A 26088-nucleotide genomic window follows, 5' to 3' on the forward strand; every position below is an offset into this window, starting at 1 on the left:
CGATGATGTCGAGCGTGGCGCAGCGCCCGCGCTCGATGAGCCTGCCGGCGACGATGATGCGGCGCGACAGCCAGCCGGGCGGCGAGGGCGGACCGCAGGCGCTGGGCGCGCACGGCCAGGCCGGCAAGCCGGGCGGGGCGCTCCAGCCACAACGACCGCCGTCGATGCCGACGCCCTTCAGCCGGCCGAGCCTGAACTCGAGCACGGCCTTGGCGCGACCCACCTTGGGCGCTGCGAAGCCGATCGGGCAGGGCGGCGGCCAGACACAGGCGACGAGTGCGGCGTCCGAAATCGCCGAGCTCGATTCCCAGATCTCGCAACTGCTCGACCGGCTCGAGAGCCAGACCCGCCAACTGCGCGAACTCCACCAGCACGGTGCCGACAAGAACGATCCGACGAAGCTGATGGAAGAAATTCAGAAGACGCTCGACAAGCTCATCGAGCTCAATGAGAAGCGCAACGCGGCGATGGAGAAGGCCGGACAGTCGTTCGCGCAGGCGGCGCAGCCGCAGCCGCAAGGGTGACGAGGTGCCAGATAGGTTCATCTGAACCGGTTGACCCGGCAGAGGCCGGATTTCTAGACTGCGCCGCATCCTGAACGACAAGACCAGGGAGGTCTTTCATGCAGCATGCGCGCAGCGGCCTGCGGGCCGCGATTGGTTGTTTCCTTTGGTCCTTCGTATCGTCTGCCGCGTTGGCGCAGACACCGCCGCCGGTGTCGCCCACGCCGACCACGCGCTACGAGTACGACGCGATGGGGCATGTCACGAAGATCCTTCGGGGCGCGAGCGGCGACAGCACCTCGATCGGATACGACAACCTCTATCGCATCACGTCGATCACCGATGCCAGCCGGGGCTCGATCCGTTTCGACTACGACGGCGGGACGCCGTACATCAACAAGGTGACCGACCCGCGCGGCCTGGTGACCCTCTACGAGCGCGGAGGCTTTGGCACCGTGGTGAAGATCGTGAGCCCCGACACCGGGACGACGGTGTTCACCTACGTGCCCGGGACCGACCTGGTGGAGACCATGCTCGACAGCCGTGGCGTGTTGACGCGCTACTCCTACGATGCCAGTGAGCGCATGACGCGGGCTGAGCACAGCAGCGGCGAGCGGACCGATCCCGCGCTGACGTGGCGCTACAGCGAGCAAGGGCCCGAGTTCTCGTACGGCGGCGGCAGGCTCACCAGCATGGGGCACGGCGCCGGTGGAGACCGATACCGCTACGAAGAGCAAGGGGAGGTTGCGGTCCACACGCAATGGGTCGAGCCGGGGGCAGGCGCGAACAGCCGCACCGTGCAGCTGAAGGTGGCCTACGACTACCGCCTGGGCAACCTGGAGGGCGTCACCTATCCCTCGGGGCGCCGGCTGGTGATCGAGCGCGAGTACGGCCAGGCGTTGTCGCTGGCACTCGCCAAGGACGGTGCCAGCGTTCCGCTGCCATTGCTCAGCGAGATCAAGTGGGCGCCGTTCGGCATCGGGATCGACGGCTGGAAGTGGCATGCGCGTGGCGGACTGGTGCCGCATCGGCGCCTGTTCGATCTGAGCGGGCGCATGGTGCGCTATCCGATCGGTGGGGTGCTTCGCGATGTGCGCTACGACGCGCAGGACCGAATCGCCGCGTTCACGCACCAGCAGTTCGACGGCACCCGGCAACCGGCGCTTGATCAGCAGTTCGCCTACGACGAGCTCGACCGGCTCACGAGCGCGGTCACAGCGACCACGAGCTGGGCGATCTCGTACGACCCGAACAGCAACCGCGCGAGCATGAGCATCGACGGCATTCCCAGTCGCTACGACACCGAGCCGTCGAGCAACCGGCTGCGCGGCGTGACGAACCCGGCACGCAGCCTGGCCCATGACGAGGCCGGCAACACGACCAGCGACAGTGCGGGCTATGTGGCGACCTACGACATGGCCGGCCAGCTCGCCACACTGACCAAGGGCGGTGTCACGACCACCTACACCTACAACGCGATGGGCCAGCGCATCCGCAAGGTGAGCAGCACCGGGCCGCAGAGCACGGTGATCTACGCCTACGATCAGGACGGGCAGTTGCTCGGCGAGTACGACCACGAGGGCCGGGCGATCCGCGAGTACGCGTGGCTGCAGGACGTGCCGGTCGCGGTGTTCATGCCGAACCCGGCGGATGCGAACGGGCCGCCGCTGGTGTTCTACATCCACGCTGATCACCTGAATGCGCCGCGCGCGGTGCTCGACACGGAGGGCAGGATTCGCTGGCAGTGGCTGGCCGAGCCGTTCGGTACGACCGCGCCAGTCGTGGATCCGGGCGGACGCGGGCCCTTCATGTTCAGCCTGCGCTTCCCGGGGCAGGTGGCGGACGGGGAGAGTGGGCTGTTCTACAACGACACGCGATACTACGATTCGTCCCTCGGGCGCTACACCACGGCGGACCGCATCGGGCAGAACGGCGGGGTCAACCTATACGGCTACGCCAACGGAAATCCTGTCGACACGGTGGACCCCACGGGGGAGTTCGGCCTCCTTGGCGGGCTCGTCGGCGGACTCGGAAATCTCGGCTATCAGCTTTACATCAACGGCGGCAATCTGAAGTGCATCAACCCGTGGGAGGTAGCCTCGTGGGCGCTGATGGGGTCAGGGGCGGGCCTCGTGGGCCGGGCAGGCCTTGCCGGGGTGGGGCGATTCTTCTGGGACCCTCGGCGATGGGCCACTATCAGCAAGGGGTATTGGACGGCCAGAGGTGGCGCTGGGACTTCCAGCCTCGACCATTGGATTGTGTCTCGATCATTTGGAACATCGATCGGGCTTCCCTCGGGACTCACCAACGCTGGACTGAATTTGGTTCAGATGCCGCAGCGGGTGAATTCCTTTCTCGGAGGTTTTCTCGGGCCRGGTGCAACAAGGACCGGTGCTACGCAAGCCGCCATGGCCTTGGGAAGAATCGGTGCGAGTGGCACGATCTTGGGTACTGCAAGTGTGGGTGGTGCCAGTGGCTACATAACAGGGACGCTGGCCAATCAGGATCCGGAGTGCGGCTGTAGATGAGTTGGTCCATCTGCATTTTTTGCGGCGAACGCAAGGCAGCCTACGACATGTCGTGTTCGGCGTGCAATCGAGTGCCTGCGTCTGCCCACGACTTCGCGAAGAGCTTGCTGTTGTCGTCGGACTTTCAGTGGGATGCGATGGATCTGCCCAAGTCGGACGACGAATTGACGAGGCTCGGCGAGTGCATCGCATCGGGCCGYCACGACTGCATTTCCGAGGGTGACGTCGAGGCAATGGTGAAGCATCTGTCGGAGCTCGATGCCTACCGACGCCGGTGGACGCTGCCGATGGTGCTGCTGTTCTGGTTCACTCCCGCCATGTTGTTTCTTGCTTTCGTCATCTATCTCGTTGTCCAGGTGATCGTCGCTTGAACGGCGTATGCAGACGCATTGCATCAGGCTGGACGATGTGTGATGGAGGTGCCCGTGTGATGCTGGCAGTCTGCGTTCATTGCGGAAACATCAAGCGGACCCTCTCCGCCGGGTGCGTCATCTGCCACTTTCAGCCGCACGCTGCTGAGGACAAAGCCAAGGCGTTCATCCTCTCGACGGCGTATGAGATCGACGGCGAATACCGCGGCATGACTAGAGAGCAACTCACCGCCATTGGGACTGCCATCGAGAATGGGCATCCATATGCCTTTGACCAGACCGAGGTCCAGTCGGTCATTGCATATGCGAAGCGCGTACTGGCTGTGCCCCCAAGGCGTTTGGTCATCGATGGGGTGCGATGGCTGTTGCCTCCACTCTTGATCTTGATGGTTGCCTATCTGCTCGTCTTCTGGACGAAGTGAGCGCGAGGGGCATATGGGACTTGCACCGGATACCTCGTCAAGACTGCGTTCCTGCGGAAGACATCGAGGCGATGGTGAAACATCTGTCGGAACTGGATGTCTATGGCCGACGTTGGAGTCTCCCGATGGTGCTGCTGTTCTGGTTCACTCCCGCGATGCTGTTGGTTGTCTTTGTGGTCTACCTGATTGTCCAGGTGATGGGCGCTTGAGGAATAGTGAATGGAAATCGACGAGATCGTGAGAGCCGTGCGTTCGGCCAGTCGGAAGAAATTCTTTCGGCGGAAGCCTGTGTTCACACCCTACAGAGCCGTTGCGCTCGATGAAATCGAAGCCATCGAACAAGGAATCGGGATCGCCGTGCCCGGCGATCTTCGTCGCTGGCTCCTGACGCTTGGCTACGGAGATATTGATGAGGGGCTGAGCTTCCGCGAGGAGTGGTTCGCTGCCATAGAGCGTGGTCAACTGAAAGGTGGCGCCCTGTTCGCTCAGGACACGCAAGGCAACTTCTTCGGATTCGACATTCACGGACGCATCTATTTTTTCTCGCGATCCCAGCCCTTCTTCTCGATGATCTCAGAGAGCTTCTGCGGATTCATCGAAGAGCTTGTCAAACGCGACTACAAGATTCGGGACTGGGTCGATACGCTCGCAGCGCAAAGGTACGAGTGGTGAATCACCGCTACACCCTGTGGTCGTAGACGAACCGCCGGACCTTCACCGCCGCCAACCCTGCAGCATCCGGATGCGCCGGGTTGATCAGCACGTTGTCTTCTTCCTCGATGATCACCGACGGCACGACCAGCAGCGCCGACTGTCCCCCGCCCAGCCACGCTGAGCCGAGCTCGCGCGAGACCAGCCCTTCGGGGATCGCATCCCAGCCGACGGCCGGTGGACGTTGCAGCACCAGCCGCGCCGCCCAGACCGCGTCCGGCACATCGATGCGCACGAGGAAGCGATTCCACGGCAACTTGCCCGCGCTCTTGCCGAAATGCGCCCGCGTCTCCCAGGCCGCGAGCGACACCGAGGTGGCCGCGAAGCTCACCAACTCTCCGGGATGGTTCCAACGCGATCCGCGGCTCGCGGCACCCTTTCCGGCCAGGTCATCGGCGCCCCACTGCGGTGTGTCGGCGGCAATGCGCCACAACGCCACCGTCATGCAGGCAGTCCCCCGCGCATGCGCTCCAGCACCTGCTCCACCGCGCGCAGCCCCTCGGGGTTGCGCAGCAGCTCGGCCGGGGTCCTGCCGCCCAGTTCGGGCAGCGGTTCGCGCAGCCATTCAGCGAGCCAGGCGTCGAGGTCGAAGTCTTTCAATTGCGCCGGATCGCCGCTCTCCTCGAGCAGGCGGCGCAGCGTGGCCGCCACGCGCAGCAAACCCATCACCCGGTGCCCGGCGACGTCCGGCAGCACCTCGCCGGCTTCGTCCTTGCGGCGGAAGGTGGTGGGCGATACGCCGATGATGTCCATCACGGTCGACACCGGCTGACCGGTCGCCTCGGCGATCACGTCGACCAGCCAGGTGGGAACACCCGCTTCGACCGCGTCGAACAGCACGATCCCGGGTGAACTGCGCACCCGCCCGACCAGGTCGGCGAAGGCCTTGCGGGATGCCTTGGCACCGGCCGCCGGCCCGCGCCCCTGCACCGACCAGAAGTCGGCGGGTGGCTTGGAACCCAGGGCCGGCCGGGGGCGCACAGCGGCAGCACACATGATGATTCACCCAAATGGTTGATCAGAATGCGCCAAATGGTAGCGTATTCCGATCGCCGCCGGGTGAAAACCGGATCAGAAGAAATCCGCCGCCTTCGGCTTCTCGCCACTCGCCCCGTTGAGCCCCGCCTTCACGCCGCCCGTCACCAGGCTGCCGGCACTGCTGTTGGTCGCCACGTTGAGCCCGGTGCCTGCGATGTCCAGCCCGGCGTCGCGCAAGGCCTTCTTGACGTCGCCGCCCTGGATCGCCGTCGCGGCGACGTTGGTCCCCTCCGACCACACGCGCGAACCCACCGCGACCGCCTTGGCCACCAGGTTGAACGGCGGCGGCAGCACCTTGCCGAGTTTCTCGGCCACCTTCGAGACCACGTTGGCGATCTTCGACACCACGCTCAGGCAGCCCTGCAGGAACTTCTTGAAGCCGCCGCCCTTGGCCTTCTTCTGGTCCGGCTGGTCCATCTCGCCGGCCACCATGTCGCCGACCGCCTTCACGTCCTCGGCGCCCTTCGGCTTGTGCGTGGCGTTCGCCGGCGTCGTTGCGACCTCCTTGTTCTCCAGGTGGCTGCGGAAGGCCTTGATGTCGTCGCGGCTGATGGTGCCGTCGTCCGACTGCTGCCACAGCTTCTTCGCGCCCTTGATGTCGCGGCCGTGCTTGGCGTTGTCCAGCTTGCCGAACAGCACCGGGTCCTCGAGGAATTTCTTCGCCGCTTCCTTGTCCTCCGGCGCGGCCTTCGGGTCGTCGGCGATCTTCTGCAGCTTGTCGCGGTTGAACTTGCCGCCGAACGCGCCGTTCGGGTCCGCATCGATGCGGTCCAGCGCCTTCTTCTGGTCGGCGTCGAGCTGCCCCTTGGCCGCGATCTTGTCCTCCATGCTCGCGTGCGAGACCTTGTCCTTGCCGTTGTTCAGGTCCTTCCACTCCTGCGGGTGGTCGGTGAAGTACTTGGCCGCGGCGATCAGCTGCGGCGGGCACTTGCCGGTGTGCGAGGTGCCGTCGACGATCTTGTGCAGCTCGTCCAGCGACATGTCCTTCGGCAGGTAGTCGGCGTACTTGTACAGCTCGTTCTCGGCATCGTTCTTCGTGATCGGCCGGCCCTCGGTCGTCTTGCCGTTGTCGCCCGACGGGATGTAGTTGTCCGCGTAGCCCTGGGCCTTCTCTTCGTTGTAGGCCTTCAGCTCCGGGTCCTCGGCCAGCTTCTGGATGTCCTTCGAGCTGATCTTGTGGTCGAGCTTGCCGTTCTTGCCGCCGTCCAGCATGTCCTGCAGGCCCTGGTCCGACAGCACGGTGTTCAGCGCCTTGCGCAGGTCCGGCGGCGTCTTCTCGTCCTTGGCCATCTTCTCCATGTCGGAGATCTTGGTGCCGTGCTTGCTGAATGATCCCTCATGGCGCTCCAGCGTCGACAGCGCATCCATGCGCGCGGCCTTCTGCTCCGCGCTCACCGGCCGCTGTGCCGGCGGTAGCTGCTGCTGTTGCTGCTGGGCGGCCTTCTGCATCGCCTGCGCCTGTTGCGCGCCGCCTTGCTGCACCGCGCCGATCATGCCCTTCAGCAGCTGAGCGCCTCCGCCTTCGCCGTCCTCGTCGCCCCCACCCGGCAGCGACAGCGGCGGCAGTTGCCCCATCGTCGATTGCGCGAGCTGCTGCATCGGGTCGCCGCCCTGCGGCGTGCCGCCGAGCTTGCCTTGCGGCGGCACGGCGATGCCGATCCGGCCCTGCAGCCATGCCTTGTTGTCGACCATCATGTTCATGCTCGTTCTCCTGCGGAATGTGGGGTGTTGGAATGGGGCGCCGAGTCGAGGTGTCGCTCAGCGCGCCTGCAGGCTGCCCTGCAGCTGCTGCAGCAAGCCGGTGGGCAGCAGCAGGTGCCGCACCTGGCTGACCAGCACGCYGATCAGCAGCGCGAGCATCAGCATCGTCACCGCGCCCTTGACCGGCTGGCTGAGGTTGGTGGGTTCGAGCTTGTCGGCCGCGCGCGTGATCAGCCCGAAGCCGAGGTCGATCAGCACCAGCACCAGCATCATCGGCGCGGCGAACTTGATCGTGCTCGTCATCAGCGAATCGGTCTGCTGCACGATGAACAGGTCGGGTACGCGGGCCAGGTCGGGCATCGGCGCGAACAGCGGCCACACGTGGAACGAGTCGAAGATCGCGCCGATGAACACCAGCATGCCGCCGAGCGCGAAGAACACCGCGATCACCAGCTGCACCAGCAGGTTCGACACCGGCGTGCTCTGCTGCCCGCTCATCGGGTTGGTGAGCTGCACGCTGTTGTAGCCGGCCTGCGTGTCGATCATCGCGCCCACGCACTCGGCCACCCAGAACACCGTCGAGGCGGCAAAACCCATCAGCAGGCCGATCATCGATTCCTTCAGCGCGAAACCGGCCCACTGGCCGGCCGTCAGGTTGCTCGCGACGTCGGCCGGCAGGCCGAACGCGACGAAGCCGCCGATGATCACGACCAGGCCGGCGCGCACGTAGCCCTGCACGAACTGGTCGCCCATCGGCGGCAGCACGTTGAAGGCGGCGAACAGGCGCAGGCTGGCGAGCGCGGTCGCGAGGAACAGGTCCTCCAGCGGATGCAGCGTGCGCGCGGCGACCTCGTACAGGCCCTGCATGTCATCCATGGGCGGCCTCCTGGCGCTGGGCGCGCTGGCGGGCGACGAAGCGCGCCGCGCCGGTCTCCTCGGTCTCTTCCTCGGCCAGTTCCTCCTGCGCCGCTTCGCGCTCGCGCAGGATGGTGGCGATGCGCTGCTCGAAGCCCTCGATGCGCTGGTCGTTGCGGCGCACCGCCGCCTGCGCGGTCTTCACCACGGCGGCCTGGCGGTCGACGTGCTTGTGGCTGTCGGCCAGGGCCTTCTCGGCCTGTGCGGTCGCGCTTTTCAGGTCCTCGATGCGGAAATCCGCCGCGCGCACCGCGTACGGCGTGAAGGAGGTGCGCAGCAGCGCGTCGCGTTCGTCGCGCGCGTCGCGCTCGTCCTGGCGGCAGGCGGCGAGCTCGCCCTCGGCGGTCCGGCGCGCCTCTTCGAGCTCGGCGAGCTGCTTGCGCGCCGCCTGCACCTCGGCCTCGAGCCGCTCGCCCTGGCGCTTGCGCACCTTCACCAGCGTCCGCAGCGCCTTGACGGGCGCCGCACTCACCTGACGACCTCCGCCAGCTGCCCGAGGATGTCCTCGTACGGCATCAGGTCGCTGGTCTTCTGGTTCAGGAACGCGCGGATCTCGCCGACGCGCTCGATCGCCAGGTCGGCCACCGGATCGTTGCCGGCCTGGTACTCGCCGACCTGCAGCAGCATCTCGACCTCGTCGTACTTGGCCATCAGGTTGCGCAGGTGGCCGGCCGCCTCGGCGTGCTCGGGCGGCACGATCTGCGTCATCACGCGCGACAGGCTGCCCAGCACGTCGATCGCCGGGTACTGGTTCTTCGCCGCGATCTTGCGCGACAGGATCATGTGGCCGTCCAGGATGCCGCGCACTTCCTCGGCGATCGGGTCGCCGCCGCTCTCGTCCTCGGCCAGCACGGTGTACAGCGCGGTGATCGAGCCGACCGCGCCCATGCCGGTGCGCTCCAGCAGCCGCGGCAGCTCGGCGAACACCGACGGCGGGAAGCCGCGCCGCGCCGGCGGCTCGCCCGCCGCCAGGCCGATCTCTCGCTGCGCCCGCGCAAAGCGCGTCAGCGAATCCATCATCAGCAGCACGCGCTTGCCCTGGTCGCGGTAGTACTCGGCGACCGCGGTGGCCACGTAGGCGGCCTTCGCGCGCTCGATGCTCGAACGGTCGGAGGTGGCGCACACCACCACCGACTTCGCCATGCCCTCGGGGCCGAGGATGAACTCGATGAACTCGCGCACCTCGCGGCCGCGTTCGCCGATCAGCGCGATCACGCTCACGTCGCACTGCGCGCCGCGCGCCAGCATGCCCATCAGCGTGCTCTTGCCGACGCCGGCCGGCGCGAAGATGCCCATGCGCTGGCCTTCGCCGAGCGTCATCAGCCCGTCGATGATCTTGACGCCGGTGGGCAGCGGGTGCTCGATCATCGCGCGGCTCATCGGGTCCGGCGGATCGGCGAACACCGGCCGTTCCTCGTCGCCGAGCAGCGGGCCGAGCCCGTCGATCGGGTCGCCCAGGCCGCTGATCACGCGGCCGAGCAGCTGCGGGCCGACGCGCACCGACAGCGGCCGGCCGGTGCCGACCACCTGCGTGCCTTCGGAGACGCCGCCCATCGAGCCGAACGGCGACAGGATGGCGCCGTGCTTGCCGAAGCCGACCACCTCGGCGCGCTGCAGCAGGCGGCCGCGCGGGTCGCGCAGCTCGCACAGCTCGCCGACCTTGGCGTCCAGGCCACTCGCGCGGATCAGCGTGCCGACCACCTCGGTGACGCGGCCGGTGCGGGCCAGCACGTCCTCATGCGTCAGCTCCTGCTCGAGCGTGCTGACGAAGCGCTGGAAGCTGGTGTCCATGGTCAGGCGGCTTCCAGGTGGTCTTCGGTGGGGGTGTCGTCACGGGATTCGTCGGCGTCTGCGTCTTCGGCGTCGTCCGCCTGCGCCATCTCGCGGGCCGCGCGCTCGACGGCACGGCGGATCGCGGCCAGCTGCGTGTCGAGCCCGGCATCGATGACACCGCTGTCGGATTCGAAGCGGCAGGCGCCTTCGGGCATCTGCGCATCGACGACGACCTCGATCGCCGTGCCGGTAGCGCCCTGGGGCAGCTGCGCCATCAGCTCGGCGATGGCGCGTTGCGCGTCCTCGCGGTCGGCCTCGGGCACGCGCAGCGTCAGCATGGCCGAGTCCTTCACCAGCTTCGTGATGGTGCGCAGCGAGCGGCGGTACAGCGCCGAGCGGTCTTCCTGCTCGATCACGCGCTCCACCGCCATCGAGACGATGCCCGACAGCCGCTCGCTCTGGCGCACCAGCGTGCGCCGGCGCGACTCGGCGGCCTGCAGCTGCTGCGAGGCCCAGTGCGCCGCGGCGTCCTGCGTGCCCTGGTCGAAGCCCTGCTGCCAGGCGCCGTCGAACTGCGCCTGCGCCTGGGCGAGCAGGTCATCGGCCTGCGCCTGTGCGTCGGCGAGCAGCGCGTCGGCCTGGGCTTGCGCCTCGGCCAGCACGCGCTCGCGCTCGGCGTCGATCGCCGCGGCCACGTCGGCCGACGACACCAGCTGCGCGTGGTCCTGTGCGCGCAGCACGCCGTCGTCTAGGCCGACAGTGCACGGTCCATGGGTGAGCCAAACAGCCATGCATGCTCCGGAAAGTAGTGGGGAAGTCGAGCCATCATTGAATCGCCGGGCGGCGAGGCCGATGGGGCGGCGGAAGAAGACGCGGATGGAAACGCGAAGGCCGGGTCGGCCTGCGTGCTGCCCGGCGCGAGCGCGAGCCGCACCCAGGCCAGCGTGTGCTTGCAGTGCCATTCGCGGCGCTCGCTCAGGCGGGCGTAGCCGGCGGCGGCCAGGCGTTCGGGGTCGAGCTCGGCGGCCGACAGCGCGCCGGCGGCCGGGTTGCCGGTGATCCGGGGCGCGGCCAGCAGTTCGTTGTAGGCCGCCTCGCCGATGCGCTCGATGACGGCCTGGCGCGCGCCGCGGCCGATGCAGCGGCGCACGCGCTCGCGCTCGGCATGCAGCGCGACGGCGCCCAGCACGCGCAGCACCTGCTCGCGCGGCAGCAGCGCGATGCGGTGCGCCCGGTGCTGGAAGCCGGCCAGCGACGCCCAGCGCAGGCCGTAGACCCCGGCCAGTGCGGAGGCGCCGCGCTCGCTGGCCGCGGCCGGCGGTGGCGTCTCGAAGCCGATGCGTTGCCAGGCGGCCTGCACCCAGGCGGGGTGCAGCTGCGCGGCGATGTCGGCGGATTTCGCGCGCGCGGTCGCCAGCAGGTGGCGCAGCAGCGGCACGGTCTCGGCGGACGCGGGCAGCGCGTTCATCAGGCGGCTCCGGCGGCAGCGGTGTCGGCGCCGGACTTCAGCAGCCCGCGGCGGCGCGCGAAGGCATAGCCGCCACCGAGCAGCGCGCCGGCGCCGAGCAGCAGCGACAGGCCGAGCACCGGCGACATCCCGCTGCGCTGCGCGAGCGCCGCGCTGGCCGTCTCCGGCAGCGCGGCCGCGGCCACCAGCGTCACGTTGACGTTCTCGTAGGTCAGGCCCTCGACGCTGCGCACCACGAGGTTCTTGACTGTCGGCACCAGCGTGGCCACGTTCGATTCGGCGCGGTGCTTGATGAACACCGACGCGCTCGACGGCTTCACATGCTCGGCTAGCGGGTCGTTGTTCGGCAGCACCACGTGCACGCGGGCCGACACCACGCCGTCGATGCTCGACAGCGTCTTCTCGAGCTCCTGCGACACGCCGTAGATGAAGCGCACGCGCTCCTCGGTCGGCGTCGAGATCAGGCCGTCCTTCTTGAACATGTCGCCCAGGTTGGCGCGGCGTTCGGCCGGCAGGCCGTTGGCGCGCAGCACCGCGAGCGCGCGGCCCATGTGGTCGGTCTCGACCGCGACGTTCCAGGTCTTGCCGTCGGGGCTGGCCTTGGCGGCGTCGAGGTTGGCCAGCAGCAGCACGCCCAGCATGTCGTTGGCGTCGGCCTCGGTCAGCTTGGTGTAGACGTCCTGCTTGCAGCCGGCGAGCGCCAGGGCGCAGGCGGCGAGCACGATCGCGCGCAGCAGGAAGGCCGGAGGGGTGGGGATCGACAGGGTGGTCAGCACGGTGGGCTCCTTCAGGACCGCGAGGTCACTGGTTCTTCAACAGGGTTTGCAGGCTCTTGTTCGAGCCCTGCGTGATCGAGGTGGCGATCTGCAGCTTCAGGTTCGTCACCGCGACGTTGCGGCTGACCGCCATCGACGCGGCGACCACCTCGGAGGCACCCATGCCGGGCGCCGCGGCGAGGAAGTTCTCGACCTGGCCTTCGACGCGCTGCAGGTCGCCCTGCTGGCGCTCGATCACGTGCTGAATCACGTTGCCCGGGTGGCTCACCGATGCGGCGGCATGGTCGGTGCTGCGCTGCATCAGCGACTGGAAGTTCTGCTGCATCTCGGGCGTGACGGCCGAGGGCACGGGTGCCACGCCGTGGCCGGCGCCTTGCGTCGCCTGCGAGGCCAGGGCCTGCAGCGCCTGCTCGGCGGGGTTCAGCGGGGCGACGGATGAAATCGGGTTGATCATGGTTCGTCCTCGGTGGAACGGGTCAGCAGGCCAGGCCCATCGGCGGCATCATCGACAGGTGGCTGCCGCCCTGGGAGTCGTTCGAGGCCTTGCGGATCTGGCGGCCGGAGGCCGATTCCAGCGCATCGACGATGCCGCGTGCCGCGGCGTCCGCCGGCAGCGCGATCGCCTCTTCGGCATAGGTTTCCCACAGGCCGTCCTGCTGCACGTACAGCGTGAACGACAGCATCGCCTTGATGACCGCGTTGGTCGGGTGCTTGTGCTCGGTGCGTTCCAGCAGCGAGCGGGCGCCGGTGAAGTCGCCGGCATGGATCAGGATGCGGGCCTCGGCCGCAGCGAGCTGCGGCAGGTTCGGATGCACCGCCGACATCAGCTTCAGCACCGTGGCGACATCGTTGCGCGGCGCAATCTCGCTCGCGAGCGAGTAGACCGCGGCGAACAGATCGGTTTGCCACTTCGGCAGCTTGCGTGCGGACATGGTCGAATCCTTCAGGCCAGTTCAAAGAGTCTGGAAAGGTGGCATCGCCGACCCGATGCCCCGGGGGTGGAACAGCAGAAAAGGGCGGACGGTCGGTCCGCCATGAATGGCTTACTGCGCCGCCGACTTGAACGACTCGCCGGCCTTCTTCATGACGCTGTTCAGACCGTCGTTGATCGACGCCATCATGTTCATCTTGGCCATCGCCGAGCTGGCTTGCATCTGCATCTCGGTCATGGCTTGCGCGTCTTGCACGGCGCTGTTCAGCGACTGGCCCGTGGTGCTGACATCGCTCCCGCCGATCGAGTTCAGGGTGCTGCCCACCGAGTTGGAGGCGTTGTTGGCGACCGCGCTTGTGCCGGCCATGGTGGCGGCGTTGCTGGCAGCACCGGAGGCGGTGCTGGTGAGGTTCTTGCCAAGGCCCAGGGCGCCGGAGCTGGAGAAGAGGTTGAGCGGGTTCATGTCGTTTCCTTTCAGGGGTGCCTTGCAGGCGGGTTGCAACCACTTGGCAGGCTCCGTGTGGAGCCTGATCGAGAGCGGGTTACGTTGCTCTGTCGAATTCGGTCGATGCGATGGCCGAAGCCAGCGCGCGTTGAAGGGAGCCGTCCTGCGGCCACATGCGTGACAGCGCGGCGAAGATCGTGTCGGCGTCCTGTTCGCTGCCGTGCACCAGGCCGAGCGCCATCGCGGCGGCCAGCTTGCGGACGACCTCGATCTGCAGGGGCTGTGCATCCATGGGTGCAGTCCTCGAGAGATCAGGCGACGAGTTCGCGGCCGTGCGTCTTCTGCCAGGCCAACAGCACGATGCGGCGCGACGCGGCGAAGGCCTCGCTCACGAGCCCGGCGAAGTTCTTCTCCTCGAAGTCCGTCGCGCGCAGCTGCATCTGCTGGCTCAGCGTCTCGGCCTGCGCGAAGTACTTCGCGAGGCGGCGCGTCTTGTCGCCGGTGGTGTCGCCGTTCACGGTGGCCTGCAGCTTGTCGAAGTCGGCCAGCAGGTCGGCGGGCGGGGGGGCGAGATCGGTGCTCATCAACGGACTCCTTGGAGGGCGGTCTGACCGTTGGTCAGCACCGCATCGGGGGCGACGGTGAGCACCAGGTGCTTCACACCGTCACGGGTTTCCATCACCGACACGCCGTCGGTCGACAGGGATGACAGGACGGCCGGGCTCGGCGGCTGCGGCGTCGCAGGCTCCTCGAGCACCGCGTCGATGCGCTTGACGACCGGCGACAGGTCGGCGGTGACGCGATCGATCGCGGCCTGCGTCGCGGCGACGTCGTTGGCCTTCACCGCGTAGCTGAAGACGCCGGCGCCGCGGTAGGTGATCTGTGCGCCGGGCAGGCCGATCGCGCTGCGGATCGTCTCGGCGACATCGCTTGCCACCGACACGTGCTGCTGCAGCGGGAAGCCGGCGGGTGCGGCCTTCAGCGCGGCGTTCACCGCACGCAGCTGCTCGGCGTTGTCGAGCAGGCCGTCGATGCTCAGCGAGCCCTGGGCGATGCGCACCGACAGCCGGCCGGCAGCCACCCCGTCGATCGCCCGCTGCAGCGCGGCGCGGCTCATCTCCAGCGTCGGGGCCGGGGCCTCGTTGGCCCGCGACGTGGCCGAGACCAGCCAGCCGGCGGAGACCAGCGCGATGATCACTGCGAGCGCTCCGGGGACGGCACGGGCAGGGCGGGCCACCAGCCGTTGACGGACGGCAGCCAGGCTGCCCGACGGCGCGACGGCGCGGGTTGCGGCCAGCAGCGCGGCATCATCGGGCCAGTCGGCGCCGCTGGGGCCGGTGCAGACGCGGACACCGCTGAAGTCGACCGGGATGAAATCATCGAAGCGAAGCCGCTGCGGGCTGCCGTTCGACCACTGTGCCAGCGCGTCACCGTCGGCGCCGAGGCGCAGCGTGAGGGGCGGAAACTGCCAGTCAGCAATGGAAATGTCGCATTCATCTGCTTGTCCGATCGAATGGGTTCCTGGGCTCAGATCCAGATAGGCACCGGCATGCGTGCCGCTCAGGATGCGAAGGCGTTTGTGCGCCGGCGAAGTGCTCATGTCAGCGGGCTCCCTTGGTGTCGCAGCCGGTGGCCAGGCCCAGGGCCTGGGCCGCGCAGCCGGTCTTCGGCGCGGCGGTCTTGCTCGTCGCCTTGCCGTTCGTGTTCGCTGCCGTTCGCGTCGTCGACGAGGCGGTCGTGGCTGCCGTGGCGGTGGCCGGCGCGCTGCTGCCGGGCAGCAGTGCGGCACGCGGCGTCAGCAGCGGTTTCAGCGTCGGGATCACGTAGCCGGGCGACAGCGCGCCGTAGGTCGTCAGTGCGGCGACGGCGGTCGGGCCTGCGAAGCCGCGCTGCGTGCTGCCGGTGCGCGGCGTCGACGAGGACGACGGCGGCGGTGCGAGCGGCGTGGGGAATTCAGGCGCGGGCGCCGGCGCCGGTGTGGGTGCAGGCGCGGGTGCCGGCGTCGGCACGGTCGGCGTGGCCGCCGCACGGCCAACCCCGATCACCTTCGGCGTCAGCAGGAACAGCCGTTCGCTGCGGAAGCTCGTGTTCTCGTCGTGGCGGAACGCCGCGCCGAGCAGCGGGATGCGCGAGAGCCCCGGCAGGCCGCTGCGGCCCTTGCTGTTCGATTCGATCGAGATGCCGCCGATCAGCAGGCTCTCGCCTTCGCGCACCGTCGCTTCGGTGCTGATCTCGGTCTGCTTGATCACCGGCACCGAGTCGACGACCGTGCCTTCGAAGTTGCCGTCCTGGATCGACAGCGACAGCCGCACCTCGCGGTGGTCGGCGTAGGTGACGATCTGCGGCGTCACCTGCAGCGTGGTGCCGGCCTCGATGGTGAAGAGGTTGGCATCCAGGTTGCCGGCCACGCGCACCGAGGCGACGCGCTTGTCGGTCATCGTCGCGGTGCGGTTCACGGCCCCCAGCACCTTGGGGCGCGCCAGGATGTTGGCCTTGCCGGTGCCTTCGAGGGCGCGGATGCGGGCCAGCAGTTGCTTGCCGGCGTTGCCGACCAGCGTGGTGACGTTGCTGCCGGTCAGCGTGCTGGTGCCGGCGGTGCCGGGCTGCGCACCGGGCGAGCCGGGCGACACCGTCAGGCGGGTCACGCCGTCTTTCGTGAAGGTCCAGTCGACGCCGAGCGATTCGAAGGCGTCGCTGCTCACGTCGATGATCGAGGCCTCGATCTCGACCAGGTCCTGTGCGATGTCAAGCTGGCGGATCAGCGTCTCGTATTCGCGCATCCGGTCGGGCAGGCCGCGCACGATGATCGCGTTGGTGGCCTCCTCGGCCTGGAAGAACGGGCGCTCGGCCTCGGCAGGCGCCAGCGCGTCGCTGCTGCTCAATTGGTTGGCGCGCACCTCGTCGTCGCGCTTGTTCGCGTTGCTGCCGCCGCCGGTCTCGGGCAGCTTCAGGCCGTAGGTGGCCTGGGCGGCGCGGGCCTTGTCGGCGCGGCCGACCAGCCCGTTGACGGCACCCTTCAGGGCCTGGTTGCCGCCTGCGGCACCGGCGCCGGCGCCGTTGTTCGAGAACAGGTTGTTCAGCGTGCTGGCCAGGCCCGGCACCTTGGCGTTGCCGAACACGCGGTCGCCGGCCGTCGCGAAGCGCAGCGGGAACACCTGGATCGACTTGCCGACGCGGTCATGGCCATCGCGCTCCAGCTGCTCGAGCACCGTCGAGACGAGCTCGATGTGGCGCGGCGGGCCGTAGGCCAGCAGCGTCTGCTGGCGGTCGTCGAACTTGAGCGGGAAGCGCGCATCGCCCAGGCCCAGCGAGCCGAGCATCGAACGCACCTGCTGGCGGTCGTAGCCGCGCATGCGGAACACCCGGCTCTGCATCGCACGGGACGGGTAGACGAAGAGCGTCGTGCCGTCGAAGTACCAGATGACGCCGTAGGTGCGGGTCATCGCGTTCAGGAAGTCTTCGGGGCGGGTGTTGAAGTTCGCGTTCACCGAGCCGTCGACGCCGGAGTCGACGACCACCGGGATGCCCTGGCTCGCGGCGAAGTCCTGCAGCACGTCGGGCAGCTTCTTGCCGTCGGCGCGGTAGACGAAGCGCTTGCCCGAGAAAGGCGTCGCGTCGGCGGCAGCGGCGGGCTGCAGGGCGGCGAGTGCGGCGGCGGCAATCAGGGTGGTCAGGAATCGCACGGCTTGTGTCCGGTTTCGTTGGCTGTCTGTGCCGGTTCTCGGCGTCGACTGCATGGATGCAAGTGTGGGCGGCGTGCCGAGGCCGGAAGGGCCTGTACGCGAAGCCGTGGACAGTGCTGCGAAGGGCTGGCGGCGTCATTTTTTGAAAGCGGTTTCGAACGAACGTTCGCGCCGCGTGTCAACCCGATGAAAGCGAGGGGCCAGCGAGGTGAAAGCAATTGCGAGAACGGACATGCCGATGCCGCTTTTGTCGTGTAGCCTTGCGTGGCTTCGCGTTCACACATGAACCATCCGACCCAGCTCTCCAAGTACGCGATCAACCAGGTGATCGGTGAAGGCGCCATGGGCGTGGTCTACAAGGCCACCGACACGGTGCTGCGCCGCACCGTCGCGATCAAGACCCTGCGCCGCCCGCTGGTGGAGCAGGGCGGCGGGGGTGCACTGCTCGCCCGCTTTCGCAACGAGGCGCAGGCCGCGGCCCGCCTGATGCACCACAACATCGTTGCGGTGCACGACTATGGTGAGCACGAGTCCGAGCCGTACATCGTGATGGAGTACGTGCAGGGCTCCACGCTGAAGGAGCCGCTGCGCCGCGGCACCCGCTTCGACGATGCCGACATCGTCGGCCTGATGGCCCAGCTGCTCGACGGCCTGCACTATGCGCACGAGCAGGGCGTGTGGCACCGCGACATCAAGCCGGCCAACCTGTTGTGGACCAACGACGGGCGGCTGAAGATCGTCGACTTCGGCATTGCGCGCATCGCGACGATGGGCTTGTCGCAGGTCAGCTCGACGATCGGCACGCCCGGCCACATGGCGCCGGAGCAATACGCCGGCGAACAGGTCGACCGGCGCGTCGACATCTTCGCGGCCGGCGTGCTGCTCTACATGTTGCTGGCCGGGCGGCCGCCGTTCGTCGGCAGCAACGAGAACGTGATGTTCCAGACGCTGAGCAGCGAGCCGCTGCCGCCGTCGAGGGTGCATGGCAGCCACCGGCCGCAGTGGTTCGATCCGGTGGTCGCTCGCGCGATGGCGAAGCGTCCGGACGACCGCTTCGCGACGGCGCTGGAGTTCAAGCACGCGCTGATGGCGCAGGCAAGCCAGGCGCTCGGGCTGCCGCCGATCGCGGCGATGGTGGAGGCGGGCAGCTCGTTCATCGAGCTGCAATCGGCGGCGACGCAGCCCGACCCGCGGGCGAGCGACTGGCAGCGCGGCACCTTTGCGCTGGACACGCGGCCGATGCCGGCGCGGCCGGCGGCATCGACGCCATCGCAATGGCATTCAGAAACGCTGCAGATGCTGGAGTCGGAGCTGGCGCAATCGATCGGGCCGCTGGCGCGCGTGCTGGTGCAGCGCGCAGCGCGCTCGACGGGCGACCTGATGTCGCTGCGTCAATCGCTGGCCGAGCAGATCGACACCGAGGCGGGGCGCGACCAGTTCCTGCAGCGCACGCGCTCGCGGGCCAGCACGTTCGGCACGCTCGGCTCGGGTGGGGGCGCGGTCGTGGCGCGGCGGCGCGCTGCCGATGACACGCTGTTGGGCGACCAGGTGATGCGCGTGGCCGAGCTGGCGCTGACGCAGCATGTCGGGCCGGTGGCGCGGGTCATCGTGTCGCGCTCGGCCGCGCGTGCGTCATCGCGCGAGGAGTTCTTCCAGCTGCTGGCGCAGCATGTGGACGACGAGGACGAGCGCGAGGAACTGCTGCGCACGCTGGAGAGCAGTTCGGCGGGTCGCTGAAGGCTTCTTCTCTTCGCAATTCGAATGGGCATCGCCATTGAATTGCGATGGATCTGCGGTTGCAGCGCTCAGTGCAATGTCGGCCGCACCGCCCGCCTGCCACCCGTCTCCGACAACAGCGCATCGAATTCGTCCTCGACCGAATCCGCGAAGCCGTCGAAGGCGACCTCACCCCCATCGTCCGTCTCCTCGTCCCCATCGACGAACAAGGTCTCCAGCGCCTGCATGCCGACGGCATGACCCAGGTCCAGCGCGGCGACCGCGTCGCTCGGCTGCTCGATCCACTTCAGCGGGCTCAGCTGCAGCATGCCTTCGGACGACAGCCCGAGCATCCAGCCGTACTCGAGCATCACGGCCTGCTGCATCGCCATCATCTGCTCCACGCGCAAGCCCGCAAGCTCGCGCGCCAGCATCGGCAGCAGCACCTGCGGCCTCACCGTGGTACTCGCGCCGTCGTGCTGCATCTGCAGCCGGCACAGCAGGCCGCCGGGGCCCCAGAACGCCGAGCTGTCCTGCAACGCGGTGGCGCCGCCCTGCGGCAGCCCCATCAGCAGGGACATCTCGGAGAGGAACTCATTCGAAGAGGTGGTGGTGTTCACGGTGGCAGGGCGTGTGCTGGTGCTGATCGTGAAGCCAGTGTGCATGCCGCACGCAGGCGGTGCGCCCCCGTAACCGAACGGTCGTACGTCGACCCGAAGCCGGGGGGCAGGTAAGCTGCACGGGCACTTCACAACTGACACAGGTCACTTGCATGACGATCACGATCCGGCGCGCCTGCCCCGATGACGCTCCCGCCTATGCCCGCATCATGGGCGATCCGCAGGTGTTCCCGGGCTTGATGCAGATGCCGCATACCGATGCGCCTTCCTGGAAGGCGCGGCTCACCGACACCTGCGCGCCGGGCAAGACCGACCTGCCGCTGGTGGCCGAGTTGAATGGCGAGGTGGTGGGCACCGCAGGATTGCACCCGGTCGGGCCGCAGACGCGCCGGCGGCACGTGCTGGTGCTGGGCATCTCGGTCGCCCCGTCGGCGCAAGGCCAGGGCGTGGGCAGCGCGCTGATGGCCGCGATGTGCGATTACGCCGACAACTGGGTCGGCGCGCTGCGCCTGGAACTGCACGTCTACACCGACAACCTCGTCGCGCTGCGCCTCTATCGCAAGTTCGGCTTCGAGATCGAAGGCACCTTCAAGGGCTATGCGTTGCGCGACGGGCAGTATGTGGATTCGCACGCGATGGCGCGTTTCCACCCGAACCCACCGCGCATCGCGACCGGCTGACGGGCGCCTGTGCGACCATCTCGCCCTCGGCAACGCGGCAGCGACGGAAGGGCAGGACGTGAGCATGGTCAGAGGCAATCGATTCGTCGTGGCGGACATCGGGCAGGCGGCGATGCTTGCGTTGTGGGTGGCGCTGCCCGGGCTGGCGGCCGCGCAGTCAGTGACACCGTCGGTGGTGGAACCGGCGGTGACGTTCCCGGTGAAATCGGCGGCGGAGCTGGTCACGACGCCGCTGACGACGCCGCCAGCCGACGCCGAGCCGGCGCCCGACGGTGCGGCGCTGCGCTCGATCTGGGCCGACCCGCGCGCCGTGGCCCGCCTGTTCCGCGACGCCTGCGTGCAGACCGAGGGCCAGGCCGCTGCCGCGGTCGACTGGGCCCTGGCCCAGGGCTTCTTCCCGGTCGACCCGATGCGCGGCTCCACCGATGAACTGCTGGCCGGCGAGCCCGGCTCGGTGCTTGCTGCACCGGGCAGCGACAGCCGCGTGCTGCTGGTGGCCGCGCAAGGCTCGCGCTGCATGGTGTGGGCCGAGCGTGTGTCCGGACCGGGCCTGCGGCTGGCGCTTGTCGAGCTGACCGGCGAACTCGGCGGCAAGGGCGCCCGTGTGCAGCTGCAGGCGGAGCGCAACATCGAACGCTCGGGCGCCTGGCGCAGCCAGATGCAGTGGCGCTACCGGCGCGTCGGCGGCTCGCAGGATTTCGGCATCGGTTCGGTGACCACGCTGACGGCTGCGCCGGGCACGCAGGCGCTGCACTTCTCACCGTTGCCGCCGGCGACCGGCATCTCGCCCGACGGCGTGAAGCCATGACGCGCTGGCTGCGCCTGGTCGCCGCGGCGGGTTGTGCCGCGGTGCTGGGCGCGCAGGCACAGACCGAGGTCGCCTTCGACAGTCTCGATCGCCACGGCGGCCAGGCCGTGACGCTGAAGGCCTGGTGGTTCGGCGTCGACCGGCGGCAAGCCCCGGCGGTCGTGCTGCTGCACGGCTGCAGCGGCCCGTACGACCACCGGGGCCGGCTCGGCGCGCGCATGCGCGAGTACGCGGAGCTCTTCAACCGCCAGGGCATGCACGCGCTGGTGGTGGATTCGCTGACGCCACGCGGCGAGACCGAGCTGTGCACGCAGCGCATCGGCACGCGACAGGTGACACAGGCGAATCGCCGGCTCGATGCGCTTGCATCGCTGCACTGGCTCGCGCAGCGGCCGGACGTCGATGCGCAGCGGCTGGGGCTCGTCGGCTGGTCGAACGGCGGCAGCACCGTGCTGTCGGCCACCAACCTGCGGCAGCGCGAGGTGCGCGAGGCGCCGCTGCGGCCGGCCTTCGCGGTGGCCTTCTACCCGGGCTGCGAGGCCGACCTGCGGCGCGGCTACCAGCCGTCGACGCCGCTGCTGCTGCTGGTGGGCGAGGCCGACGACTGGACGCCCGCGGCGCCCTGCCAGGCGCTTGCGGCCCAGGCCGCGGTCGACAGCGGCGCGGGCACGCCGGCCGTGCAGATCGAGGCCTATGCCGGCGCGTACCACGGCTTCGATTCGCATGCGCCGGTGCGCGTGCGCAAGGAGGTGCCGAACGGGCTGCATCCCGGCGAGGGCGTGCACGTCGGCGGCAACCCCGAGGCGCTGCGGCGCTCGCGGCAGCGCCTGCTGGAGTTCATCGCTCCGTGGATGAAATGACGACCCCTCGGCCGACGGGTACGTCGGCCGATCCCCCGAGGGGGATGCGGGCCGGCAAGGTCCACGAAGTGGGCCTCTCCGTGGCCCATGGCGGCCCGGCGCTCGGCCCGCTAGCGCGCCTCACATCAGCATCACGATGCCGTCGCGGCCGGCCGACTTTGCGCCGTAGAGCGCCATGTCGGCGCGCTTCAGCAGCCGGTCGAACGCGATGTCGGGCGGCGTGAGCTCGGCCAGGCACAGCGTCGCGATGCCCATGCTGACCGTGACGAATCCCGGTGGCGAATCGGCATGCGGGATCGCCATGTGGTGGATGGTCTGGCGGATGCGCTCGCAGCGGCGTTCGGCATCGGCCGCGCTGACGTCGGGCAGCAGGACCGCGAACTCCTCGCCGCCGATGCGGGCCGCGCATTCGCCGCCGCGCTCGAACGCGGCACCGATCGCCCGTGCGACGCGGGCCAGGCAGTCGTCGCCGGCCGCGTGTCCGTAGCGGTCGTTGAAGCGCTTGAAGTGGTCGATGTCGACCATCACCAGCGTCAGCGGGCGCTGTGAGCGCCAGGCGCGGCGCACCTCCTCCAGCTTGCGTTCGTCGAAGGCGCGGCGGTTCGCGAGGCCGGTGAGCGCGTCGCTGCGCGACTGGTGCAGCAGCTCGCGGCGGGCCTGTTCCAGCTGTGCAAGGTCGCGCCAGCGCGCGAGCGCGCCGAACAGCGGCTTCGCGATCAGCGCGATCTCGCGTTCCTCGACCGCTTGCGGCAGGTCCAGGCAGGCCAGCAACTGGCCGCTGTCGGCGGCGTCATGGCGGCACACCTGCAGCGATCCGGCGGCGCAGCCGTGCAGCAGCGCGCGCGATTCGTGGCAATCGCTGCTCTCGGTGCACCACTGCATCTGCCAGCCGTCGACCGGGAACAGCGGCGGCAGTTCGCTGCCCTCGGCCGGGCAGGGGCCAGCGCCACCGCCAAAGGTCCAGTTCCAGCGACGGCCCTCGCCACGCTCGGCCAAGGCGCAGGCGCGGGCCCCCAGCAGCTCGGCGATGTCGGCCAGCGCCATGCGCAGCGCCAGCGGATAGGCATCGGGCGGCAGGTAGATCAGCCGGGCCGACAGGCGCGAGGCCGATTCGAGCACCCGGTTCAGCCGCGTCAGGTCGGCGGTGCGCTGCTGCACGGCACCTTCGAGGCGATCGCGTTCGGCACCGAGCGTCTGCAGCGCACGGTCGCGTTCGCCGACGTAGCGCGCGATGCCTCGGTGCAGTTGCTGGAAGCTGTCGGCCACCAGGTCGATCTCGTCGCGCCAGCGGCGTGGCGGACGCGGCCATGCCGGCAGCGGTCCGAGTTCTTCGGGGTTCAGCAGGGCGGCCTGCCGGGCGACCAGGCGCAGGCCGAGGGAGATGTCGCGGTGGAGCATCCAGGCCACCAGCAGCCCGAGCAGCACGGCGGGCAGCACGACAGCGACCGCTGTCTTCGCGACGCTGCCGCGCACCTGCGCCGACAGGCCGCTGCGATCGAAGTCGAGCTCCAGCCGACCGAGGCCGGTGGGGTCGGCGCCTGTGGCTGCGATCGGGATCTCGACGCCGCGCAGCGCCGCCCGCGGCAGCACCCCCTGCAGCACGCCGTGCGCCGCACCGGGCAGGTCGGCCGGCGCGCCGGCCACGTAGGCGGTGCCCGACGGCGTGAGCAGCCGCACGTTCACCATGCGCGGATAGCGGGAGATCTGGTCGAGTTCCTGCTGGATCGCGTTGCCGTCCTGGCGCTGCAGCGCATCGGCCAGGCGAGGCAGCCGCGTGGCCGCGATGTCGCGTGCCATGGCCTGTTCGTCGGCGGCCTGGGTGCTGAACGCGAGCCAGGCGTGCAGTCCGAGCGACAGCGTCGAGCACAGCAGGCAACTCAATGCGATGGCGGCGAGGGTGCGCAACACCAGCGGGCGGAATGGCCGCGACGCCGGCAACGCCGGATGCGACGGCGCAGTGGGCAAGGCGGCGAGGGTGGACGACATGGTGATGCGAAGCGGTGGCGAAGCGATGGAGAAAGGAGATCGTGCCCGGCCTTTCGGCAAAGAATCCTGCGAGCTGTTGCGATGGCGCGTGACTTATTCCAGCGGTCGCGGACGCACCTCGTCGAGTTGACAGTTGTTGGCGATTGAGGGAACCCCACCGGGGGCAGAACGCCCCGGTACGCCTTGCAAAGCGCCAAGGGCTCCGCCCACAATGACCCTCATGAGAGCCTCATCGTCGCGACCGGACAGCGTGCCAGGCCCCCCCGCGGCCAAGGCGGTGTCGCACGGCGCCTGGCGGACGCTGCTGCGACGCGTGTCGGCGCTGAGCCCGCACGCCCAGCGCTGCGCCGCGGCCGATGCCACGCCGGACCCGGTTCTGCTGGTGGATGCGCGAGGCCGCATCGAGCATGCGAACGCTGCAGCCACGGCGTGCTTCGGCGGCCCCCTGCCGGGGCGCGAGGTTGCCGACGTGTTCAACGGCACGGTGCGCCGGAGCGACCGTGCGGCGTTGTGGCCGCAAGGCGATGCGCCGCAGCACGGCTTCGAATGCGAATCCCAGGACACGCAGCATCGGCGCCTCGTCGTCAGGGTGACGGTCCGGGCCGGGGTCTTCGGTGGACCGTCCGGTTGGACGATTGCCGTGCGCGACTGCACCGCCGAGCAACTGTTGCGGGAGCAGCTTGATGCAGCGCTGCGCCTGCTCAACCACGACCTGCGCGCCCCGCACTCCAACATCCTCGGCGTGCTCGAACTGTGGCGGCTGCGCCAGGGCACGATGAGCGAAACCGACCTGCTTTCGCAGGTGGAAAACAGCGCGGCCGCCGCGTTGTCGATGGCCGACAACTTCGTCAGCCATGTGCGGGCGCAGCAGGCGGAGCTGCGCTGCGAGCCGCTCGATCTGAACGAGGTGGCGGCCGACGCGGTCGACGATCTGTGGGAACGCGCCCGCGCTCGCCGGGTCACGATCCGCCGGCCGCAGGGTCCGCCGGTGCCGGTGCGCGTCGTGGGCGATGCGCCACTGCTGCAGCGGGCGATCGGCAACCTGCTGCGACATGCGCTCGGTCGCAGCCCCGGCGGGGCGAGCCTGCAGTGCGCCGTGGTCCGCAGCGGTACGGGCGTGGCCGTCGAAGTGACCGACCATGGCGCCACGCCGGATCCCGGCACGCCGTCAGGCGTGGCCGATCCGGGTACCGGCCATGCGAACGATGGCGTGCCGGTGCTGCCGGCCGACGATGACTACGCGCTGGGTTTCGTGTCGCTGGTGGCGCGTCGCCACGGCGGCGTGCTGCGCCAGCGCCGCGCCGCCACCCAGGGGCTGACGATGAGCCTGTACCTGCCCGGGGTTCACACCGACGGGGCGGCGGATTCGGAGCCCGCCGCGACCGAGTCGGATTCGTCGAGCGCTTCGAGCCGGTACCCCACGCCGTAGACGGCGCTGAGCCGGTAGCCGGACGGTGGCCTCAGGCCGAGCTTGTTGCGCAGGTTCGAGACATGCGTGTCCAGGCTTCGCGACCAGATCTCGGGGTTCACGCCCCACACCTTTTCGAGCAGGTGCTGTCTTGCCAGCAGCCGACCGACGTTGTGGAACAGGAAATGCGCCAGCTCGTACTCCTTCTGCTTCAACTCGACCGGCTCGCCCTCGATCGTCAGCATGCGCCGCCGGGTGTCGAAACTGTAGCGGCCGAAGGATTCGATTTCGCTCGGCGATGGAGGGTAGCTGCGGCGCATCAGCGCGTTCACGCGGGCGGTGAGTTCGCCCACACGCACCGGCTTGGTCAGGTAGTCGTCGACGCCGTTGGACAAGGCGTCCACCAGGTCGCGCTCCTCATTGCGATTCGTCACGAACAGGATCGGGATGCGATGCTCGATCTTGTTGCGGACCCAGGTCACGATTTCCGGGCCCGTCATGTCGGGCAGGTGCCAGTCGAGCACCAGGAAATCGAAGGTGTCGCGGCGCATCTGGCGAATCAGCGCCTGGCCGCGCTCGAACCCCTGGCAGTCGTGCCCGAGGCTCGAGATGGCGTGCGAGATCAAGTCGACCTGCGAAGGATCGTCGTCAACGATTGCGACTTTCATCGTGTCTCCCGGAAGATCGGCCGGACTGAGAGACGGACCATGGGTTTGAACATACCTGAAATCGGAGTGGTTGTGAC

31 protein-coding genes are annotated in these 26088 nt (G+C 68.8%); 11 read left to right on the top strand and 20 right to left on the bottom strand.

The genetic code is table 11. From position 1 onward, the window contains the following. A partial coding sequence (locus AC1D1T_RS15670; RefSeq protein WP_477992115.1) for a hypothetical protein occupies window positions 1–223 on the bottom strand: 223 nt, incomplete at its 3' end. On the opposite strand from AC1D1T_RS15670, the gene AC1D1T_RS15675 reads away from it, so the two are divergent. From AC1D1T_RS15675 to AC1D1T_RS15700, 6 genes are all read left to right on the top strand, one after another. Continuing rightward, window positions 210–524 carry a hypothetical protein gene (locus AC1D1T_RS15675; RefSeq protein WP_477992116.1) on the top strand — a complete coding sequence of 105 codons (315 nt, stop codon included), beginning with the start codon at window positions 210–212 and terminating at the stop codon, window positions 522–524. The genes AC1D1T_RS15670 and AC1D1T_RS15675 overlap by 14 nt on opposite strands. 98 nt (window positions 525–622) lie before the next feature. Then, the gene (locus AC1D1T_RS15680) at window positions 623–3031 is read left to right on the top strand and encodes an RHS repeat domain-containing protein (protein ID WP_477992117.1); all 2409 of its coding nucleotides are present in this window, start codon (window positions 623–625) and stop codon (window positions 3029–3031) included. Beyond that, on the top strand, window positions 3028–3402 hold the full coding sequence (locus tag AC1D1T_RS15685; RefSeq protein ID WP_156154833.1) for a hypothetical protein: 375 nt from the start codon (window positions 3028–3030) through the stop codon (window positions 3400–3402). Before AC1D1T_RS15680 ends, AC1D1T_RS15685 begins: the two co-directional genes overlap by 4 nt. Before the next feature lie 59 nt (window positions 3403–3461). After that, window positions 3462–3824: a hypothetical protein gene (locus AC1D1T_RS15690; protein ID WP_465114597.1), complete on the top strand. Its 363-nt coding sequence runs from the start codon at window positions 3462–3464 to the stop codon at window positions 3822–3824. A gap of 74 nt (window positions 3825–3898) precedes the next feature. Then, window positions 3899–4033 carry a hypothetical protein gene (locus AC1D1T_RS15695; RefSeq protein ID WP_465114598.1) on the top strand — a complete coding sequence of 45 codons (135 nt, stop codon included), beginning with the start codon at window positions 3899–3901 and terminating at the stop codon, window positions 4031–4033. 10 nt (window positions 4034–4043) lie between these two features. Beyond that, on the top strand, window positions 4044–4496 hold the full coding sequence (locus tag AC1D1T_RS15700; protein ID WP_047505536.1) for an SMI1/KNR4 family protein: 453 nt from the start codon (window positions 4044–4046) through the stop codon (window positions 4494–4496). Window positions 4497–4503: 7 nt separating this feature from the next. Here the strand turns inward: AC1D1T_RS15700 and AC1D1T_RS15705 are convergent, their stop codons facing one another. The 16 genes from AC1D1T_RS15705 to sctC all read right to left on the bottom strand — a co-directional run bounded on the left by AC1D1T_RS15705 (window position 4504) and on the right by sctC (window position 17265). Next, window positions 4504–4980, bottom strand: a complete 477-nt coding sequence (locus AC1D1T_RS15705; protein WP_047505537.1) for an RES family NAD+ phosphorylase — start codon at window positions 4978–4980, stop codon at window positions 4504–4506. Continuing rightward, window positions 4977–5531 (bottom strand): antitoxin Xre/MbcA/ParS toxin-binding domain-containing protein, encoded by a 555-nt coding sequence (locus tag AC1D1T_RS15710; protein WP_477826732.1) that lies wholly within the window; start codon window positions 5529–5531, stop codon window positions 4977–4979. Before AC1D1T_RS15710 ends, AC1D1T_RS15705 begins: the two co-directional genes overlap by 4 nt. Window positions 5532–5606: 75 nt before the next feature. Beyond that, window positions 5607–7274: an HrpF/NolX family T3SS translocon protein gene (locus tag AC1D1T_RS15715; protein ID WP_465114602.1), complete on the bottom strand. Its 1668-nt coding sequence runs from the start codon at window positions 7272–7274 to the stop codon at window positions 5607–5609. A gap of 57 nt (window positions 7275–7331) precedes the next feature. Further along, complete coding sequence (gene sctT / locus AC1D1T_RS15720; RefSeq protein ID WP_477992118.1) at window positions 7332–8150, bottom strand: type III secretion system export apparatus subunit SctT; 819 nt, start codon at window positions 8148–8150, stop codon at window positions 7332–7334. Next, a complete protein-coding gene (locus tag AC1D1T_RS15725) occupies window positions 8143–8661 on the bottom strand; it encodes a hypothetical protein (protein ID WP_465114604.1) in 519 nt (172 codons plus the stop codon). Before AC1D1T_RS15725 ends, sctT begins: the two co-directional genes overlap by 8 nt. Next, window positions 8658–9980, bottom strand: coding sequence for a type III secretion system ATPase SctN (sctN, locus tag AC1D1T_RS15730; protein ID WP_047505543.1), 1323 nt, complete (start codon window positions 9978–9980; stop codon window positions 8658–8660). Before sctN ends, AC1D1T_RS15725 begins: the two co-directional genes overlap by 4 nt. Window positions 9981–9982: 2 nt before the next feature. Further along, complete coding sequence (gene sctL, locus AC1D1T_RS15735) at window positions 9983–10753, bottom strand: type III secretion system stator protein SctL (RefSeq protein ID WP_477992119.1); 771 nt, start codon at window positions 10751–10753, stop codon at window positions 9983–9985. Beyond that, the gene (locus AC1D1T_RS15740; protein WP_477825994.1) at window positions 10711–11430 is read right to left on the bottom strand and encodes a type III secretion protein HrpB4; all 720 of its coding nucleotides are present in this window, start codon (window positions 11428–11430) and stop codon (window positions 10711–10713) included. Before AC1D1T_RS15740 ends, sctL begins: the two co-directional genes overlap by 43 nt. Then, window positions 11430–12206, bottom strand: a complete 777-nt coding sequence (sctJ, locus tag AC1D1T_RS15745; protein ID WP_477992120.1) for a type III secretion system inner membrane ring lipoprotein SctJ — start codon at window positions 12204–12206, stop codon at window positions 11430–11432. The genes AC1D1T_RS15740 and sctJ overlap by 1 nt, the downstream gene beginning before the upstream one ends. Window positions 12207–12231: 25 nt before the next feature. Next, entirely contained in the window at window positions 12232–12660 is a 429-nt protein-coding gene (locus AC1D1T_RS15750; protein ID WP_465114607.1) for a hypothetical protein, read from the bottom strand. A gap of 22 nt (window positions 12661–12682) precedes the next feature. Beyond that, entirely contained in the window at window positions 12683–13138 is a 456-nt protein-coding gene (locus AC1D1T_RS15755) for an HrpB1 family type III secretion system apparatus protein (protein WP_047505551.1), read from the bottom strand. 111 nt (window positions 13139–13249) lie between these two features. Then, window positions 13250–13600, bottom strand: a complete 351-nt coding sequence (locus AC1D1T_RS15760; protein WP_477825992.1) for a hypothetical protein — start codon at window positions 13598–13600, stop codon at window positions 13250–13252. 79 nt (window positions 13601–13679) lie between these two features. Continuing rightward, complete coding sequence (locus AC1D1T_RS15765; protein ID WP_047505555.1) at window positions 13680–13874, bottom strand: hypothetical protein; 195 nt, start codon at window positions 13872–13874, stop codon at window positions 13680–13682. A gap of 19 nt (window positions 13875–13893) precedes the next feature. After that, window positions 13894–14166 carry a hypothetical protein gene (locus tag AC1D1T_RS15770; RefSeq protein WP_047505557.1) on the bottom strand — a complete coding sequence of 91 codons (273 nt, stop codon included), beginning with the start codon at window positions 14164–14166 and terminating at the stop codon, window positions 13894–13896. After that, on the bottom strand, window positions 14166–15182 hold the full coding sequence (locus AC1D1T_RS15775) for a hypothetical protein (protein WP_477840151.1): 1017 nt from the start codon (window positions 15180–15182) through the stop codon (window positions 14166–14168). The genes AC1D1T_RS15770 and AC1D1T_RS15775 overlap by 1 nt, the downstream gene beginning before the upstream one ends. 1 nt (window position 15183) lies before the next feature. After that, window positions 15184–17265 carry a type III secretion system outer membrane ring subunit SctC gene (gene sctC / locus AC1D1T_RS15780; protein ID WP_477827017.1) on the bottom strand — a complete coding sequence of 694 codons (2082 nt, stop codon included), beginning with the start codon at window positions 17263–17265 and terminating at the stop codon, window positions 15184–15186. Window positions 17266–17547: 282 nt separating this feature from the next. On the opposite strand from sctC, the gene AC1D1T_RS15785 reads away from it, so the two are divergent. Beyond that, the gene (locus AC1D1T_RS15785) at window positions 17548–19002 is read left to right on the top strand and encodes a serine/threonine-protein kinase (protein ID WP_477827016.1); all 1455 of its coding nucleotides are present in this window, start codon (window positions 17548–17550) and stop codon (window positions 19000–19002) included. Window positions 19003–19070: 68 nt separating this feature from the next. Here AC1D1T_RS15785 and AC1D1T_RS15790 read toward each other — a convergent pair whose 3' ends face one another. Then, on the bottom strand, window positions 19071–19601 hold the full coding sequence (locus AC1D1T_RS15790) for a hypothetical protein (protein WP_477840154.1): 531 nt from the start codon (window positions 19599–19601) through the stop codon (window positions 19071–19073). 152 nt (window positions 19602–19753) lie between these two features. Here AC1D1T_RS15790 and AC1D1T_RS15795 point away from each other — a divergent pair, with 152 nt between their 5' ends. The 3 genes from AC1D1T_RS15795 to AC1D1T_RS15805 all read left to right on the top strand — a co-directional run bounded on the left by AC1D1T_RS15795 (window position 19754) and on the right by AC1D1T_RS15805 (window position 21949). After that, window positions 19754–20281: a GNAT family N-acetyltransferase gene (locus AC1D1T_RS15795; protein ID WP_465114611.1), complete on the top strand. Its 528-nt coding sequence runs from the start codon at window positions 19754–19756 to the stop codon at window positions 20279–20281. 64 nt (window positions 20282–20345) lie between these two features. Next, window positions 20346–21089, top strand: coding sequence for an NMCC_0638 family (lipo)protein (locus AC1D1T_RS15800; RefSeq protein WP_465114612.1), 744 nt, complete (start codon window positions 20346–20348; stop codon window positions 21087–21089). Further along, complete coding sequence (locus AC1D1T_RS15805) at window positions 21086–21949, top strand: dienelactone hydrolase family protein (protein ID WP_477827800.1); 864 nt, start codon at window positions 21086–21088, stop codon at window positions 21947–21949. The genes AC1D1T_RS15800 and AC1D1T_RS15805 overlap by 4 nt, the downstream gene beginning before the upstream one ends. A gap of 120 nt (window positions 21950–22069) precedes the next feature. Here the strand turns inward: AC1D1T_RS15805 and AC1D1T_RS15810 are convergent, their stop codons facing one another. Further along, the gene (locus AC1D1T_RS15810) at window positions 22070–23935 is read right to left on the bottom strand and encodes a sensor domain-containing diguanylate cyclase (RefSeq protein WP_477827799.1); all 1866 of its coding nucleotides are present in this window, start codon (window positions 23933–23935) and stop codon (window positions 22070–22072) included. A gap of 277 nt (window positions 23936–24212) precedes the next feature. Between AC1D1T_RS15810 and AC1D1T_RS15815 the strand changes: the two genes are divergently transcribed. Beyond that, window positions 24213–25364, top strand: coding sequence for a sensor histidine kinase (locus AC1D1T_RS15815; protein WP_477992121.1), 1152 nt, complete (start codon window positions 24213–24215; stop codon window positions 25362–25364). Here the strand turns inward: AC1D1T_RS15815 and AC1D1T_RS15820 are convergent. Next, window positions 25280–26011, bottom strand: a complete 732-nt coding sequence (locus AC1D1T_RS15820; RefSeq protein WP_047505566.1) for a response regulator transcription factor — start codon at window positions 26009–26011, stop codon at window positions 25280–25282. The genes AC1D1T_RS15815 and AC1D1T_RS15820 overlap by 85 nt on opposite strands. Window positions 26012–26088 lie beyond the last annotated feature (77 nt).

The organism is Rhizobacter sp. P2_H3 (assembly GCF_056403355.1).